Below are 16,406 nucleotides of genomic sequence, written 5' to 3'. Positions count from 1 at the left end.
GATTACACTAGAAAGAAGAACATAAATTGATCTTGAAGAAGAAAGGTTGCTTTTTTATGAAACGTACACTCTTTGTATTCCTTCCCCTGCTTCCTCTTTTTGCTGCGTGCACTCCCGCCGCTGAAGAAGATACGATAAATATTTATGCCGCCACAAGCCTTCAGGACTCGCTTGAGTCCATGGAAGAAGAGCTTGAAACGGCTCTTGGCGCCGATGTTACATTCATTTTTGAAGGCTCCGGCATTCTTCAAGGCGAAATAGCGGACGGTGCGGACGCGGACATTTTCTTCAGCGCATCAAATGTTTCGATGGATGCACTTGAAGACGAGCAGCTGATCGATCAGGATTCCAGAGAAATCGTGCTCGCCAATGAGCTGGTCATGATTGAAAACGCCGGAGAGCCTGAAAAACTGGAAGGGCTCGATGATTTAACGACGGATGCGGTTGATAAACTGGCCGCCGGCACGCCAACCGATACTGCCGCAGGAATCTATACCCAGGAAATGATGGAATCTCTTGGTGTTTATGATGAAATCGTCCACAAAATTGTTCAATCGCGCAATGTGAAAGAAGCGGTACTCTTTGTGGCAAGCGGCGAAACGGAAACCGGCTTTGTCTATGCAACAGATGCTCCCTCCACTGACCAGGTGGATATCGTAACGGCAGTGGACCCCGACCTTCACTCTCCGATTGAGTATCCTATTGCACTTACCACAGACGGTGCAGAAAATGAAAATGCCCGCGAGGCGTTTGATTATCTTACCGGTCCGGAAGCAGAAGAAGTATTTGATTCCTACGGTTTTCTGCAGCCCGAATAAAAACAGCCGCCCTTTTTCCGGGCAGCTGTTTTTTTATTTCAGGCAGAGAACACCAGTTTAATTTTTCGTATATTTTTCAAAAAAGGCGAGTACACTTTTGTATACATTGATTTCGTTTTCTTTTTTTGAAAAGCCGTGGCCTTCATCTTCCAGTACGATATATTCTACAGCGGACCCTTTCTCTTTCAACGCTTCTACGATCTGGTCCGATTCTGCCTTCACGACTCGTGGATCATTTGCTCCCTGGATCACGAGCATCGGCTTGGTCATTGAATCCAGGTACGTAATTGGCGTATCTTCCGTAAACTTCGCTTTATCTGTTTCCGGGTCGCCGACCCACTGTTTCATAACCGGCTTCCAGTGTTCCGGCACCGATTCCACAAAGCTGAACAAGTTGGATACTCCGAAAATATCTACAACGGCCTGATAATAGTCCGCGTGTCGGCCGTGCAGCAGCAGGGCCATGTAGCCGCCGTAGCTGCCGCCCATCAATAGAATCTTATCTTTGTCTGCATATCCCTGTTCAATCATGTAATCCATTGCTTTTACATTATCAAGCCTCGGTCCATATCCCCAGTCACCTTCCACCATTTTCATGAAAGACAGGCCGTAGCCTGTGGAACCCCGGAAGTTAGGAGCAACAATGCTGTAACCCCGATTCAAAAGAAGCTGGAACAGCGCCCGGAACATCTTCCGCTCAGATGCCTGCGGCCCTCCGTGCGGCCAATGGATCAAATACCCGTTATCCACGTCCGGCTTTGCTTTAAAATACAGTGCTTCTATTTCCAGTCCGTCGTAGGAAGGATAACGGATGACGTCCGGGTCTACGAGACTTTCTTCTGCAATGCCGGGCACTTTAAAAGAAGTCAGCCGCTCCCAGTCCGGTGTTCCGTCAGCCAGCTTAAAAATATTAAACGGCTCAACGGCACGGCGGCCCATCAAATAGACCGATCCGCTTTTCCCTATCGTAATCTGCTCTATTACATCCACCGGCGTTTTTATTTTATCCAGTGTTTTTTTCTTCAGTTCATACACATACAGCCGGTCTTCTACGCCGAGGGAAGCAGACAAATACAGCTTTTTTCTATCTTCATCAAAATGAAGGCTCGAAAATTCCCCTTCCGGCGCATCCAGAAGCTTTGTAAACTGTTCGTGTGCCACATCAAAATGAGCCAGGTAGGTAAAGTCTTCTCCGCAGTTGGTGAGCAGGTAGATGTCCTGCTCGCTTGTAAACACGATATCCGACACCGTGTGCTGCTCCCCGCTTTCCGGCGTGAGCTGGACTTCTTTGTCTCCTTTAAACAGATAGCCCAAAACATATGTATTGGCAAAATGGCGGATAAACGCAATCGTCTGCTCTTCCGGGCTGCGTGCCGCAAAATAGGTGGCGCCGCCGCTTCCTTCGATCACCTGCTTTTCCGTATCGTTTTCCAGGTCATAACAGTACGTATTCAAAAAAGTCGCATTGTCTCTCGTCGTTGTATAATACAGGCGCTTTCCGTCGTCAGATAGAGAGCCGAAGAAATGTCTTTCTCCTTCCGCGGTACGAAGCGGGACGAGCTGTCCTCCCTCCGGCGGCATGGCGTACAGCCGGCTGTTTTCATCTCCGTCTTCATCAAAGCTCACGACGGCAAAATCGGAGTTTTCTGCATAATGAATGCCGTGGCAGCTTTGGTTAATGAACGTAAGCGGGTAGGGAAACGTATGAGGCAGGTCCATTCCCCAGATATTAAATGCTCCGTTCATGTTGGAACTGAACATGAGCTGGGATTCTTCTGTATTTACAGCAAATTGCTGAATGATTGTTGTCTGGAAAAACTGTTCGGCTTTCGGTTTATGAAACGATATCATATAGCTTCCCCGCCCTTTTTTTCCGTATTTTTTGTCTTATCCGCCGCTTACCGGTGGAATAAAAGCAATCGTATCCCCATCAGAAAGCGTATCCTCATTTTCGGCAAATTCTTCATTTACCGCTGCCATCGCCTGATCCAAAGAGACAAGCTGGTACTCTTCTTTCAGCCATGTTTTTATTTCCTGAACTGTCAGACCTGCTTTTGGGGCTTCCAGCGCTTCTGTCCCGGCTTCGTCCTGAAGGCGGGCAAAAAACAACACTTTAATCATTTTTATTTCTCTCCTTTGTCAGGGAAACCTTTTTCATAAGGAGTGTTCTCCAATTGGTCTCCTATCCATTTCGTTCCATCTTCCCAATATTCCTTCTTCCAAATCGGCACGATTTCTTTAATGCGCTCAATCGCATATTCGTTTGCTTCGTAAGCGGCTTTCCGATGCGGTGAAGAAACGGCAATGACGACAGCAATATCCGAAATATCAAGCATTCCGGTGCGGTGGGTGATCGCTGTAATAGCCCCCGGCCACCTTTCTTCAATTTCACTGCCGATCTCTTCCAGCTTTTTTACGGCCATCTTTTCGTACGCCTGGTATTCCAGCCGCAGCGTTTTTTTTCCGTGCGTCATTTCCCGGACCGTGCCTATAAAAGTCGTAATCGCTCCGCAGTTGCGGTGTTCTACCTTTTTTATAAGTTCTGCCGGGTCAAGCGGCCGGTTCGAAATCGAAAATAACGTGTCCTCTGTCATAAAGCGTCCCTCATTTGATTTATAATAAATTCCATATACTGCGGGCTTTCCTCTATAGAAAACACTGGAATCTCTTTGTCTGTCAGGTTTTTGTCCCAGGAAATGAAACAAAGCACCTGTTCACTGTCTTTCAGCAGATTCATATCTGCTTTTGTGCGGATCATAACGACTTTCGGGTAAGGGGCTTTCTTATAGCCTTCCACGAGTACAATCTTCGGATCGAACAAAGCCTGGGCATCAATTAAGCGCTCAAGGGACCATCCGGCACTCGGTGATTGGATATGAAGCATGCCGCCTCCCTCTACAAATGCAGCAGAAGCACCTGCTGCCAGGTGCTTTCCACTGTCTTTATCTTCCGGGATGTCCGGCGTGCCGCCGTGCCCGTGATGTTTAATTGTTCCCGTACTCCATCCCATATCTGCAAAAGCACGGATCAGTTTTTCGGCAAGTGTCGTTTTGCCGCTGTTTTGAAAACCGGTTATCTGTAAGACGGGACGATGCTGCTCCACGGCCATTCACTTCCCTCTGTATCTTCAAGCAGAAGGGTATCTACTTTCATTCCTTTTTCATAGCCTCTCGTGCCCCCGGGCAGAACAATAAATACATCCGCTCCGGCAATTGACGTGACCGATCCTGATTTATCAAGCCCCGCCGGCTTCACGTACACTTTTCCTTCTTCTACATACGAAGACGCGCGCACGAAACGGGTAAACGGGTTTGCTTTTGGAAAGTCCATCGCTAAAAAGGCGGACTGTCTTTTCAAGTGCGGCCGGCTGCTTTTCATCGCTGTTCTCATTAGTGGGCGGACAAACAGTTCGAATCCAACGTAGCAGGCGGAAGGATTTCCGGACAGACCAAACAGTACTTTACTGCCTGTTGTCGCGACTGTTGTCACACTTCCCGGACGCATTGCTACTTTATTAAACAATACTTCCGCTCCCAGACTTTCGAAAATAGCCGGCATGTAATCGTAGTCTCCGACAGATACACCACCTGTTGTAATTAAAGCATCCACATCCTGCAGGGCCTCAGTGGTCGCTTTCAGACAGTCATCAAAGTCATCGTTAAACTTCCCGAAATACACTGCTTCACCGCCGGCTCTTTCCACCTGGGCAATCGCCATGTATGCATTGCTGTTTCGGATTTTCCCTGGTTCAAGCGGTTCTCCAGCTTCGAGCAGTTCACTGCCTGTAGCAATAATGCCGATCCGGGGTTTTTTCGCTGCCGGCACTTGGGCAAAGCCGAAGGTGGCCAGCAGCGCTGAAATACCAGGATTGATAAATGTACCTTTTTTCACGAGTGCTGTGCCTTTTTTGGCATCTTCTCCCTGAAAAGAAATATTGTCATTATGCTTAATCTCCCGTTTCAGTTCTATCGCGGTAGAATTTATTTCGTTTACGAGCTCCAGCATGACAACCGCGTCACAGCCGTCGGGAATTTGGGCACCGGTCATGATTCGGACCGTTTCTCCTTTTTCGACCGGCCGTGAAAATACTGATCCCGCACCGATTTCACCAGCTACAGTTAACGTAACAGGATGGTCTCTTCCGGCTCCTGCTGTATCTTCTGACCGCACGGCAAATCCGTCATATGGGGATTTGTTAAAAGGGGGCACATCGTGATCAGCTGTTAAATCTTCCGCCAGAATACGTCCGTGGGCTTCTGCGAGCGGAAGCATCTCCGTTTCAGAAACCAGTGTCTGTTTCATGACGGATCGTACCGCATCTTCTACGGGCATCGGTTTTCTTTTTTCTACCATTCGGCATCTTCCTTACGATAAAAAGTATTTTTCATAAATTGCTTTGGCCTGTTCTACTTTCTTTGTGCCGTGCACGAGTACCCGGCCGTCCCGGAATACGACCAGACGATAGTCCGGAAGCACGCAGGACAGCAGGTAAGGGTTTTTCTGGACCCGGCCATGCCGGCCGAGCTTGGTTTCCAAATACGTAAAATCGTATGAACGGGTGGTTTCGGGACGAATCTGTACCGTATCCCTTCCGCAGAGCACCGCCATTTTCGTATCATCTGCGCCGGCTAAATGCGCGTACGTCGGTGAAGTGCCGCAGGAAGGACACGTTTCTTTTTTCGTTTTTCCTACTTGAATGGCATGATGCTGGTTTTTCCAGACGTCAAACAACGTCAGCTTTGTCTGCACCGCCTCTGTTCGTCCGGAAAGAATCTTCAGGGCTTCAGCGGTCTGATACGCGGATGTCATCTGCACCGCCGGGGCAATGACCCCGTCTGTTTCACACGTTACGCTGAACGCCGGAATGGCCGGCAGAATACACTGCAGGCAGGGCGTGTGCCCCGGTAGAATCGTAAAGCTCATGCCGTAACTCCCGGCACAGGCGCCGAATACCCAGGGAATCCCGTATTTCTGGGAAAGATCATTTAAAATAAACCGAATATCAAAGTTATCCGATCCATCGATAATAATATCCAACCCCGGGGCAATGTCTTCGAGCTTTTCAGCGGTCGCATCCATCACTAAGCTGTGAATCACCGCGTCGCTGCGAATTGCCAGCAGGCGCTCTTTGGCTGCGATGGCTTTCGGCATTTTGGCTTCTGCTTCTTTTTCTCCATACAGCTGCTGTCTTGGAAGGTTGCTCCATTCCACATAATCTCTATCGATAATCGTTAATTCTCCAACTCCTGCGCGTACAAGCGTTTCGGCAGCAGCGCTGCCAAGTGCACCTGCGCCGAGTATAAGCGCGTGCTTTTTCTGCAGATCAGCCTGCCCGTCTGTTCCGATGCCCGGAAAGAGTATCTGCCTTGAGTATCTATCATTCATTCTGTTCTATCCTCCGATATAGGACATCTCGATTTTTTTACGGTTTTTCACCGTTTCTTCGGTCCGTTCCTCTGAATAACGATCCGTCCTGCCATGCCATACCTGTTCAATAAACTGTCTGACTTCAGCCGGGGAAGCCCCGCTTCGAACAAGCGTTTTTAGATCAGTGCCGGTTTCGGCGAACAGACAGGTAAAGAGTTTACCGTCTGCAGAAATTCTCGCTCTCGTACATGTTCCGCAAAAAGCATCCGATACAGAAGAGATAAAACCTACCTCCACGTTGGACCCTTCATATCCGTAGCGGTTGGCGACTTCGCCGAGGTACTCACGCTCAAGCGGCTGCAGCGGTGCAATCGTGGATACCATTTCCAGCAGCTCTTTTTTTGTGACCACCTGTGAGAAGTCCCATCCGTTCGTCTGGCCGACATCCATAAATTCAATAAATCGGAGCGTCACGCCAATATCTTTGCAGTATTTGGCCATTGGGATTACTTCCTGGTCATTGACCCCTTTTCGAACGACCATATTAACTTTCACATGCAGTCCTGCATCCATCGCGGCCTGCATCCCTTTCAGGACAATATCCGGCTTCACTTTCCGGCCGTTCATTTCCTGGAACACCTGTGGATCGATCGCGTCCAGACTGAGATTAATCCGCATCAGGCCGGCCTCTTTTAATGCTTTAGCCTGCTTCACTAAATGGACGCCGTTTGTTGTAAGAGCAATATCTTCAATTCCTTCTATTTTTACAAGCCGTTCTATCAGCTCGGGTACATTCTTTCTAAGCAGCGGCTCGCCGCCTGTCAGTCTTAATTTTTTTACGCCGAGTGCAGCAAATTCTTCTGCCAGCATCGTAATTTCTGAAAAAGACAGCAATTCCTCTTCCGGCATAAAAACATAATCATCCCCGAAGATTTCTTTTGGCATGCAGTACGAGCATCTAAAATTACAGCGGTCCATAATTGAAATGCGCAGGTCCTGCAGAGGCCTTTTGTATTGGTCAAGCGTCGGGCTTTGCTTTAACATCTTAATCCCCCCTGCGAATAGATAAAAAAATCCGGCCCGCCGCTGGTTTATTAGAGAAAGGCCGGCATGTGTTTCCTCCACAGCTGAAACATCTGAGGAGGGTATATATGAATTTCCAGTCGTTGAAAAGGCTTCCAACCCTGTATGCATTCGTTAGCTGTATTGTATCCTGTTCGATCAAGTCCGGCAGGATATAAAGCTGTCTGGATTAGGTTCGATCGATGAGAAAAAACAGCACCGTCATTTGTTTTAGTATCTTTATTCGGAAAAAAGCTGATAGAATAATAAACAGAAAACAGCCTGCACCTTCTTTAGAGACTTATTCTAACACATATGGAGAGGAGAATTAAAAGAATGCACCACGAAAACGACGTACGTTCTTTAAGGGCAGCCGTTCTGACGATGTCCGATACACGAGGAAAAGCAGAAGATAAAAGCGGAAAACTGATTCATTCTTTTCTTGAAGAAGCCGGATTTCACGTTCAGGCCTACCGCATTATCAAAGATGACCGCCAGCTTATTGAGCAGCAGCTTAAGGAATGGGCGGAGGATCCCATGGTTCAGGCGGTTATTATGAATGGAGGCACCGGTGTATCTCCGAAAGATGTAACATATGAAGCCGTCGCCTCTCTGCTCGATAAAGAGCTGCATGGATACGGAGAGCTGTTCCGAACGCTCAGCTATGAAGAAATCGGCGCTAAAGCATTGTTCAGCCGGGCGATCGGCGGCAGTATTGGCAGCACCGCTGTGTTTGCACTGCCGGGTTCGAGCAATGCCGTCCAGCTGGGCATGGAAAAGCTGATTATTCCTTCTCTTCCCCATTTGATCGGAGAATTAACCAAATGAGCATTGCCGCAGCCGGAGCTGTACTTGCCGGGGGACGTTCTTCCCGGTACGGCCTGCCGAAAATGTTTGAGCTTCACAACGGGAAGCCGCTCTACCAATACAGCCTTGACGCTTTTAAAGAAGCCGGCATTGACGACAGATATATTATTACAAATGAGGAGCTCGCCGACCGATTCGACAGCCGCCTGGCTTCGATCATTATAGAACCGGATCCGTTTTCCGGACCCCTTTTTGGGCTGAAAGAGGCCCTCCGTCATGTGGAGCCGGAGAGCTGGTTGTTTCTTTTAGCTGCCGATATCCCGTTTGTCACCTCAAAATTTGTTGCTTCTTTGCTTAAAAAGGCAGAAGCCTCCACAAATAAACAGGCAGTTATTCCAGTGTCCGGCGGCCGGATCCAGCCGCTGCACGGGTTGTATCATTCCTCCTGCCTGGCCGCAGCGGATAAGGCCGGCCAGGAAAACAGCAGCATGAAAGCCCTCCTTGGTGAAGTCAGCGTCCTGTACGCAGAATATCCCGAGGACCAACAGGATTTTGTTAATATTAACCGCCCCGAGGACTGGAAACGCCCGCCACAAAAGACAGGCCTAAATAAAAGGAGCAGTAAAAACAATGAATGAATTTACACATTACAACGAATCAGGGCGCGCCCGCATGGTCGACATTTCCGAAAAACACGAAACCAGCCGGACCGCCACAGCCCAAAGTATCGTTCATTTAAGCGATGAACTGTATGAAGCCATTGAAAAGCAGCAGTTGAAAAAAGGCGATCCTCTTCATACCGCCCAGCTGGCCGGCATTATGGGAGCCAAAAAAACATCCGATCTTATTCCGATGTGCCATCCGATTGCCCTGCAGGGGACAGATCTTACGTTTGCTTATCACCAGGTGGAAGATGGATGGGAGCTGCACATTCTGGCTACAGTGAAATGCAAAGGCAACACAGGCGTGGAAATGGAAGCACTTACCGCTGCCACCACGGCGGCCCTTACTTTTTACGACATGTGCAAGGCGGTCGATAAAGGCATGATAATTAAAGAAACAAAGCTTCTCCGGAAAACCGGCGGGAAAAGTGGAGATTACCAGGCCGCTGAAAGATGACAATACAAAAAAAGAAGCCCTAAGCGGCTTCTTTTTTTGCTGTACTTTTTTTCCAAATAAATGCAGCAGCAAATCCTGCAGCTGTGCAGATTGCTATACCAATGCTAAATGACACGGGGGCTATCATGAGCCAGGGTCTCGCATCCACCATATAAAAAGCCGCTGCCGCACTCAGCGCGGAAATGACCGTGCCAATAAGGGGAGGCAGATACACATTTCCACCGCCCAGGCCGGTAAACACTACGGCACTTGCGAGCAGAATAGTATAAAGCGTTCCAAACACATTTGGATCAAGCATCGCATCCAGAAGCTGGGCAGGATGAAACGCTGTTCCATCAATATCTGACGTGTGCATCGGAATCTCATGAGCTTCCGACGATTCGAGCTCCATGCTCTTTAATTGAAAGACCGGCGGATCTTCCGGCCAGTTCTGCTGTTCCATGTAGGCAATATAATTAGAGTCGTGAAAAAACACCGGAGAATCGACGTTCATCGATCCTTCCGTAAGGCGTTCGCTTCCCCCATTTTCAATATTAAGAACAAAAAGTTCATACTGGTACATATCTCCTTCTGCCCGGTCGGATGCTGTCGTATAGGCAAATGCCTCTCCGTCCGGGGAAAGCGTTGGCGAATAGACGCCTGAGGGCAGCCTGTTGATCAACGTCTCGTAGGAATTGGAATCCTCGAGTGAATGAGTTTTCACTATTTCCCCTTCATCCCCCGTTGCGCTGTAAAACAGGGCTGAACCATCGTCAGCGAGGGAAAGGGCGCTCATAACATAGCTGTCTTCTTCGGTAAGCTTGACCGGCTCTCCCCCGCTGCTGTCCATTTCATATACATCAAATCCGCCGGCCGCTTCCATATCTTCGGAGAACCAATCTTCTGTTTCGATCCCAATAAAATACACTTTTTCATCATCCAATGAGAAAATGGCATCTCTTATATGTAAGTTTTCTGATGTTAACTCGGCCGTTTCCCGGGTAAGCAGATTAATTTTATTTAAATAGCTTATCCCTTCGGCGCTGTCTGATAAATAGAGAAGTTCGGTTCCGTCTTCGTTAAAGGAAGGCTGATGCTGATCTTCTCCCGTTCCGTTGGGAATCGGTTCCGGGGTCCCTCCGCTTACCGGGAGAGTATAAATGGAACGTTCCCCCTGCTGAAAATAAGAAAAAGCAAACTGCTCATCGTTTTTTGATAAATCCAGATCGCTGTTTACTCCGCTGTGATAGTCATACGGGTCATTATCCCAGAGAAAAAACAGCAAAAGCAGGCAGGCAAGCAGAACGGCGCTTCCTGCCATCGCAATAAAACTCCACTTTCTTTTCATCTATCTCCGCCTGCCGTTTCTGTAATCCCGTATTTTTTCCGCAGCGTTTTCTTCCAGCTTTCTGCAAGAAGCGGGCTGTGAAGAAGCGTAAGAATGGGTTTATGATCATTAATCGGCTGGTATGTCAGCGTATTAATTTCAGCAATCGAGAAGCCCGAACCGCTTTCCTGCTTCTTTAATGGGCTTCCCGCGGAAACCATTCCTTCTTTCAGCACTCTAAAATAATAACCGGAGAAGCCATTTTCTCTTACAAATAAGGGAAGGCTCGGAATGCCGTGCTTTTCGGCGAGCTTATAGCATGGCTGTCTCGGCTGGCTTACTTGTACAACAGCATCTCCCCATTCATAAATATCCCCAATGCAGACCTCTGTTTCAGGCATGCCGCGGATAAGCAGGTTTTCTCCAAAAGCCCCTTCTTTCATATCCATACCGTGGTGGCTTTTCCAATGCTCATAATGCTCTACTGGATACACACATACCGCTTTATCGGGGCCGCCGTGACTTTTCAGGTCAGCCTGGACATCTCCTGAAAGACCGGTGACGGAAAGAAAAACAGTTTTCCCGCCTACACTTTGTTTGTTAATCCCGGAAAGAATCTGCCTGTCCTTTTTTGAAGAAATGTTCACTGCTTCGCCAACATTTAACGATACAATATTTGATTCCACAACCACTCTCCTCCTCCTGGTGCTGCATGCCAAACCATTTTCAGCTTAAAAAAAAGCCTGTCCGGAAAAAGATCCGGACAGCTTTGATTTTATTTCAGCGCATCCGTCAGAACAGGAACAATCTGCTTTTTGCGTGAGACTACTCCCTCTAATACTGCTTTGTTGTTGGAAAGCGTGACGTTAAATGCTTTTTCTACAGCTTCAGTCTTGCTGCCTACTGCTACAGCAGTAGAGTCACTGTTTAAAATGTCGGTAACGACAAAGACAAACAGATCAAGTCCATTCTTCTGGACAGCCTCGTTCATTACTTTTTCAATTTCTGCCTGACGCTCAAGTACTTCGCTTGGATCGATGGCATTCACCTGGGCAATTTGGACTTTTGCACTTCCCATAGAGAATTCTTTAGCATCCAGAGAAATTAATTCTTCTTCTGTTTTGCCGCTGATGTCGGCTCCGGCTTTAAGCATTTCCAGGCCGTAGCTGTCCGTATCAACACCTGCAATAGCAGCGAGCTCTTCAGCCGCAGCTACATCTTCGTGTGTGCATGTCGGTGATTTAAAAAGCAGGGAATCAGAAATAATAGCAGACAGCATCAAGCCGGCTGTGTTCTTATCGATCTCCACGCCATACTCTTTGTACATTTTGTTCAAAATAGTAGCAGTGCACCCTACCGGCTCGGCGCGATAATAAAGCGGTTCGGACGTTTGGAAATTGGCAATCCGGTGGTGGTCAATGACTTCTTTAATGCTGACTTCCGCCAGGTCATCCACGCTTTGCTGCGATTCGTTATGGTCTACCAGGCTGACGCGGTCTGTTTCATTGGAAACCGACTCCACGAGGCGCGGTGCTTCCACCTTGAAATAATCCAGGGCATATTGTGTTTCTCCATTTATTTCACCCAGTCTTACCGCTTCTGCCTCGTCTCCTGTTTTGTTTTTTAAGGCAGCATGTGCGATCGCTGAACATATCGTATCTGTATCGGGGCTCTTATGGCCGAATACTAGCAATTTACTCATTCTATCTCTCCCTTGTATGTATTTTGGCTGTTTTCACTCTTGTATTTTATCATAAACCCTTTACGAATAATGCAGTCGGGACCAATTTTTATCCAGGGAATCTATTTTTGCTTTCCGCCCCTTTTTAAGCTATACTCGATTAAATAATTAATTACCTAAGTAACTATATGGAAGGATGGGGTTATTATTACGCTCGACCGCGATATTTTTACACTGCTGCACCAGAAAGTCCGCCTCTCCATGAAATCCATTAACTATGAGCTTCAGGAACATTCCCTGTTCAGCTCTCAGTGGAGTCTTCTCTACTGCCTGAAGAAAAATGGAAGCATGACGCAGAAAGAAATGGCAGAATACCTGCACGTGGAATCCCCCACTATCACCCGTACGCTTCTAAAGCTCGAAGAAAGCGGTCATATAAAGCGTCAATCCGGCATTGATAAGCGCGAACGCGTCGTCAGTCTGACAGAGAAAACCCTGGCATGTTTCCCAGCCGTAGATGCAAGTGTCAGACGCCATGAAAGAAACATGCTCTGCCGGCTGTCTGCTGACGAAAAGCAGCAGCTTGCTGTGCTGCTGGAAAAAATCGAATATGCTGAAGAAAGAAGGTAACTCCTGTGTCCTCCACCGCTTCAGAAAAAATCTGGACAAAGCCTTTCTGGATTGCCCTGATTAATAATTTTTTTATATTTCTCGCGTTCTATGCCCTGCTGACGATCCTGCCTATTTTTGTTCTACAGGAACTAGGCGGCACAGAGGGACAGGCCGGCCTCGCGACGACTATATTTTTAGTTTCCGCCATTATTACGAGAGCTTTTGCCGGCCGCATTATCGAAAGCTTCGGCAAGAAAAAAATGCTGGTGCTGAGCGTTCTTTTATTTGCCTTTTCCATGCTTTTGTATCTGCTTGCTCATGAGCTTGTGTTTCTGCTGGCCCTTCGTTTCTTTCACGGCATCTGGTTCAGTATTGCTACAACGGTTTTATTGGCTGCAGCAGCGGACCTTGTGCCTGCTGCCAGAAAAGGTGAAGGCCTGGGCTATTTTATTATGTCCATGAACTTAGCGGTCGTCGCCGGGCCGTTTATTGCGCTGACCGCCGTTCGTTTTGTGCCATATTCTGTTTTATTCGGCGGACTGGCGGCGGTTTCCATTCTCGGATTTCTATTAACGTTTCTTATCCGCCTTCCGGTAGAAACACCTTCGCGGCAGCCTGTATTTAAACAGCTGACTGTCCATGACCTTGTTGAAAAACGAGCGGTTCTGCCATCCAGCATTGGATTTTTAGCCGCGTTTTCCTACGCTAGTGTTATTTCTTTTATTTCCGTTTATGCGGAGTCCATTAACCTGTTTCATGCGGTTAATTTGTTCTTCGTTTGTTTTGCAGCTGTTATGCTTTTGTCCCGGCCGTTTACAGGAAGACTGTTTGACCGGGCGGGCCCCGCTTACGTTATTATTCCATCCCTGCTTGTGTTTTCTGCAGGGTTGTTTCTGCTCAGCACCGTTACGACAACAGCTGTGCTGCTTATCGCCGGCGGCCTGATCGGCCTCGGCTACGGCTCGATTCTGCCGAGCCTGCAGACGATGGCCATTCAGGCTTCGCCTCCCGGGCGGACAAGCCATGCCACTGCCACTTTTTTCATGCTGTTTGATTCAGGAATTGCCGTGGGCTCCTTTGTCCTTGGAACCATTGCTTCACTGATGACGTATTCCTTCGTATATATAATATGCGGAACGCTTGTCCTCGCGACACTTGGCATTTATATGCTCCTGTATCGAAACATGCTTCGCGTGCAGTCTGTCCACTAGACTCTTTTTTGTTTGCTCTTATCAAAAGAGCCCGACTGCCGTACAATAAGAAGAAGCATATTATAGAAAGCAGGAATACAAATGGCAAATGGACAATCTAGAAAAGATATTACCCCCGGTGTAGAGGTTGATATCGTTTTGAAGCAGGATCAGCGGACCGGTAAGACAACAAACGGCATTGTCAAAGATATTTTAACCAAGTCTCCTCAGCATCCGCACGGCATTAAAGTGCGCCTTGAAGATGGAAGTGTCGGCCGGGTTAAAAACATTATTCAATAAACAGTTCTACAGATGGACCTAAAAAAAGAAAGGCTTTCTCTATACTTTAAAGACCGGCTGCTAAAATAAGCAGCCGGTCTTCTTTTATAGGAGACAGATTATTCTTCTCGTTCGTCAAAGACGTTTTTTACTTTTTCCACCACGTAACCGCTTCCGCCTTCATCTTCTACATTTTCAATCATCATAGAAATCAATAAGTCTTCCTGCTCATAATCGTAAGCGACAAACCAGCCGTTTTCTGTTCCATCTTCTCCCTGCTCGGTTTTGAATTCAGCCGTGCCGGTTTTCCCTGAGAGAGTAAGGTCTTCGCGTACCGGTTCGTAGGCGGATCCATTCTCATCTTCGACAATACCCCGCAGTCCTTCCGTAATCACGTCTGCTCCTTCTTCCGGAAGGATATTTTCTTTCCAGACTTCGGATTCTTCTTCCTGTCGTTCGAGCTGTGGAGCCAGCATATCTCCTTCATTTAAAAATGGGGTGTAGGATACTGCTAAATGCAGCGGGGACATCAACATCTGCCCCTGTCCATAACCGGTATCCGCAAGCAGGATGTCCGAGCTCAACCCTTCGTTGGATATGGCAGACGGCTGCACGGGGAAATCGTAAGGAAACTCTTCATCAAATCCAAAGTTCCGCAGTCCCTCTGCAAAAGCTTCTTCTCCTGTTTCCAGTGCTGTTTGGGCAAAAAAGATATTATCCGATGTAATCAAAGCATCTTCCAGGCTGACCTGATCAAGCCTGTCGGAAACCCGCGTAATCGAATAGCCTCCCCAGCTGCTGTCCGGCTGCCACTGCTCACCGGTAATTGTTTTTTCTTCTTCGGGATCGAGACTGCCCTGGTTCATGCCTACTGCGCCCGTTATTGGCTTAATAGTAGATCCCGGCGCATAAAGGCTGTTGAATTTAGCTGAAAAAGGACGTCCTTCATCTTCGCTTAGTTCTGCGTATTCACCTTCCGGCCAGCCGAATAGATAATTATTTGGATTATACGAAGGCGTGCTTACCAGACCAAGGGTTTCTCCCGTTTTTGGATCAAGGGCTGCCGCAGTACCGGACTCGCCGTCCAGTTCACTGAACAGATTTTCCTGAACGGCTGTATCAATAGACAAATGAACATTTTCTCCGTCTTCTGCCTCCTGTTCAGCGATCCTTTCACTCCCTTCCGTCGTAACAAGAGCCCGGCCCGGCGTCCCGCGCAGACGCTCTTCATAAATATACTCTGCCCCTGCTTTACCAAGGGTTGTGCCTTCGCTGTACCCTTCTCCGCGTTCTTCAAGTTCTTCTTCGGTAATTGTTCCAATATACCCTGTTAAATGGGCAGCCTGTTCCTCAAGCGGGTAGTAACGACTTGTCGTTTCTGTGGACTGCACCCCTTCGACCTCTTCGATTTCATCCAGCGATTCGGACTCTTCCGGAGTCAGTTTTTTAATTGGCACAAACGATTCTTCCGAGACCCATTCTTCCGCCAGAGCTTCTGTAATATCAGATTCCTCCATCTCGAGAAGAGCGGCAAGCTCTTCTGCGGCAGCTTCTTCGTTTTCTGTTTCTCCCGGAACAATGCCCACCTGGTCAATAGACATATTTACGGCAAGGCTGTTATCGTTTCTATCCAGAATTTCTCCTCTTACCGGCTCTATTGTCTCCTCTCTTACTCTTTCCCCACCCTGCAGTCCGGGGAAGATAAAGGAGGGCTCCCAGTTTACTTTCCACTCTTCGTTTCCTTCTGTCTCTTCCTGCTGCCAGGATGCTTCCTCTTCGAACTCTACCGTGCCTGTATTTGTTTCTATCGCTGCTTGGTATGGAAGGGACGGTTCCGCCTCTTCTTCGAATTGCTCCTGCTGTTCTTCAGAATACTCCGGCAGCGTGATACCAGGGTTCGGTACGCCGGCCGTTTCGTACACCTCTCTATGCTGGGCCGTAAATTCTTCTTCCGTCACGGCTTCCTGCGCTTCGGAGGACAGCATCGTATACATTTCTGCATATTCCTGCTCGTTCCAATGTTCCGTATATGTCTGCATTGCGTCTTCTGCTGTTGAGTTATTGCTGCAGGCTGAAAGCAGCAGACTGAGACCGATGATTCCCGCTAGTTTTTTCATATAGGACCCTCATTTTCTAAGTAAATGTGCCTCGATTATAGCATAATC

18 protein-coding genes are annotated in these 16,406 nt (G+C 47.9%); 7 read left to right on the top strand and 11 right to left on the bottom strand.

Features of this window, described 5'->3' with window-relative positions; genetic code table 11:
• Nucleotides 1–56: 56 nt before the first annotated feature.
• Nucleotides 57–818, top strand: coding sequence for a molybdate ABC transporter substrate-binding protein (modA, locus tag AC5W14_RS05090; RefSeq protein WP_496059849.1), 762 nt, complete (start codon nt 57–59; stop codon nt 816–818).
• 57 nt (nt 819–875) lie between these two features.
• Here modA and AC5W14_RS05085 read toward each other — a convergent pair whose 3' ends face one another.
• From AC5W14_RS05085 to moaA, 7 genes are read right to left on the bottom strand one after another with little or no spacing between them, the layout of a single operon-like run.
• On the bottom strand, nt 876–2,669 hold the full coding sequence (locus tag AC5W14_RS05085; protein WP_496193832.1) for a S9 family peptidase: 1,794 nt from the start codon (nt 2,667–2,669) through the stop codon (nt 876–878).
• 36 nt (nt 2,670–2,705) lie between these two features.
• Nucleotides 2,706–2,939 carry a molybdopterin converting factor subunit 1 gene (gene moaD, locus AC5W14_RS05080; protein ID WP_496059851.1) on the bottom strand — a complete coding sequence of 78 codons (234 nt, stop codon included), beginning with the start codon at nt 2,937–2,939 and terminating at the stop codon, nt 2,706–2,708.
• A gap of 2 nt (nt 2,940–2,941) precedes the next feature.
• Nucleotides 2,942–3,412: a molybdenum cofactor biosynthesis protein MoaE gene (locus AC5W14_RS05075; protein ID WP_496193831.1), complete on the bottom strand. Its 471-nt coding sequence runs from the start codon at nt 3,410–3,412 to the stop codon at nt 2,942–2,944.
• Nucleotides 3,409–3,927 (bottom strand): molybdopterin-guanine dinucleotide biosynthesis protein B, encoded by a 519-nt coding sequence (gene mobB / locus AC5W14_RS05070; RefSeq protein ID WP_496193830.1) that lies wholly within the window; start codon nt 3,925–3,927, stop codon nt 3,409–3,411. Before mobB ends, AC5W14_RS05075 begins: the two co-directional genes overlap by 4 nt.
• Nucleotides 3,891–5,171 carry a molybdopterin molybdotransferase MoeA gene (locus AC5W14_RS05065; protein WP_496193829.1) on the bottom strand — a complete coding sequence of 427 codons (1,281 nt, stop codon included), beginning with the start codon at nt 5,169–5,171 and terminating at the stop codon, nt 3,891–3,893. The genes mobB and AC5W14_RS05065 overlap by 37 nt, the downstream gene beginning before the upstream one ends.
• A gap of 12 nt (nt 5,172–5,183) precedes the next feature.
• On the bottom strand, nt 5,184–6,203 hold the full coding sequence (locus AC5W14_RS05060) for a ThiF family adenylyltransferase (RefSeq protein WP_496193828.1): 1,020 nt from the start codon (nt 6,201–6,203) through the stop codon (nt 5,184–5,186).
• A 6-nt stretch (nt 6,204–6,209) separates the two neighbouring features.
• Nucleotides 6,210–7,229: a GTP 3',8-cyclase MoaA gene (moaA, locus tag AC5W14_RS05055; protein WP_496059856.1), complete on the bottom strand. Its 1,020-nt coding sequence runs from the start codon at nt 7,227–7,229 to the stop codon at nt 6,210–6,212.
• Nucleotides 7,230–7,583: 354 nt separating this feature from the next.
• Here moaA and AC5W14_RS05050 point away from each other — a divergent pair, with 354 nt between their 5' ends.
• Genes AC5W14_RS05050 through moaC form a run of 3 tightly spaced genes read left to right on the top strand, consistent with a single transcriptional unit; the run spans nt 7,584 to nt 9,173 of the window.
• Nucleotides 7,584–8,075, top strand: a complete 492-nt coding sequence (locus AC5W14_RS05050; protein WP_496059857.1) for a MogA/MoaB family molybdenum cofactor biosynthesis protein — start codon at nt 7,584–7,586, stop codon at nt 8,073–8,075.
• Nucleotides 8,072–8,692: a molybdenum cofactor guanylyltransferase gene (locus AC5W14_RS05045; RefSeq protein WP_496193827.1), complete on the top strand. Its 621-nt coding sequence runs from the start codon at nt 8,072–8,074 to the stop codon at nt 8,690–8,692. The genes AC5W14_RS05050 and AC5W14_RS05045 overlap by 4 nt, the downstream gene beginning before the upstream one ends.
• Nucleotides 8,685–9,173: a cyclic pyranopterin monophosphate synthase MoaC gene (gene moaC / locus AC5W14_RS05040; protein ID WP_496059859.1), complete on the top strand. Its 489-nt coding sequence runs from the start codon at nt 8,685–8,687 to the stop codon at nt 9,171–9,173. The genes AC5W14_RS05045 and moaC overlap by 8 nt, the downstream gene beginning before the upstream one ends.
• 19 nt (nt 9,174–9,192) lie before the next feature.
• Here the strand turns inward: moaC and AC5W14_RS05035 are convergent, their stop codons facing one another.
• The 3 genes from AC5W14_RS05035 to AC5W14_RS05025 form a co-directional block, all read right to left on the bottom strand.
• Nucleotides 9,193–10,500, bottom strand: coding sequence for a hypothetical protein (locus tag AC5W14_RS05035; protein ID WP_496193826.1), 1,308 nt, complete (start codon nt 10,498–10,500; stop codon nt 9,193–9,195).
• A complete protein-coding gene (locus AC5W14_RS05030) occupies nt 10,497–11,165 on the bottom strand; it encodes an MOSC domain-containing protein (RefSeq protein WP_496193825.1) in 669 nt (222 codons plus the stop codon). The genes AC5W14_RS05035 and AC5W14_RS05030 overlap by 4 nt, the downstream gene beginning before the upstream one ends.
• A gap of 89 nt (nt 11,166–11,254) precedes the next feature.
• Nucleotides 11,255–12,181 carry a manganese-dependent inorganic pyrophosphatase gene (locus tag AC5W14_RS05025; RefSeq protein WP_496059862.1) on the bottom strand — a complete coding sequence of 309 codons (927 nt, stop codon included), beginning with the start codon at nt 12,179–12,181 and terminating at the stop codon, nt 11,255–11,257.
• Between the two features lie 240 nt (nt 12,182–12,421).
• On the opposite strand from AC5W14_RS05025, the gene AC5W14_RS05020 reads away from it, so the two are divergent.
• The 3 genes from AC5W14_RS05020 (at nt 12,422) to AC5W14_RS05010 (ending at nt 14,262) form a co-directional block, all read left to right on the top strand.
• A complete protein-coding gene (locus AC5W14_RS05020; protein ID WP_496059863.1) occupies nt 12,422–12,790 on the top strand; it encodes a MarR family winged helix-turn-helix transcriptional regulator in 369 nt (122 codons plus the stop codon).
• A gap of 5 nt (nt 12,791–12,795) precedes the next feature.
• Entirely contained in the window at nt 12,796–13,983 is a 1,188-nt protein-coding gene (locus tag AC5W14_RS05015) for an MFS transporter (protein WP_496059864.1), read from the top strand.
• An 81-nt stretch (nt 13,984–14,064) separates the two neighbouring features.
• Complete coding sequence (locus tag AC5W14_RS05010; protein ID WP_496059865.1) at nt 14,065–14,262, top strand: YwbE family protein; 198 nt, start codon at nt 14,065–14,067, stop codon at nt 14,260–14,262.
• Between the two features lie 98 nt (nt 14,263–14,360).
• On the opposite strand, the gene AC5W14_RS05005 is transcribed toward AC5W14_RS05010, so the two are convergent.
• Nucleotides 14,361–16,358 (bottom strand): penicillin-binding transpeptidase domain-containing protein, encoded by a 1,998-nt coding sequence (locus AC5W14_RS05005; RefSeq protein WP_496059866.1) that lies wholly within the window; start codon nt 16,356–16,358, stop codon nt 14,361–14,363.
• Nucleotides 16,359–16,406: the final 48 nt, after the last annotated feature.

Source organism: Sinobaca sp. TMA16-18 (assembly GCF_059510535.1).
The sequence above is the reverse complement of the archived record's forward strand: the minus strand, read 5'-3'. Positions and strand labels throughout refer to the sequence as shown.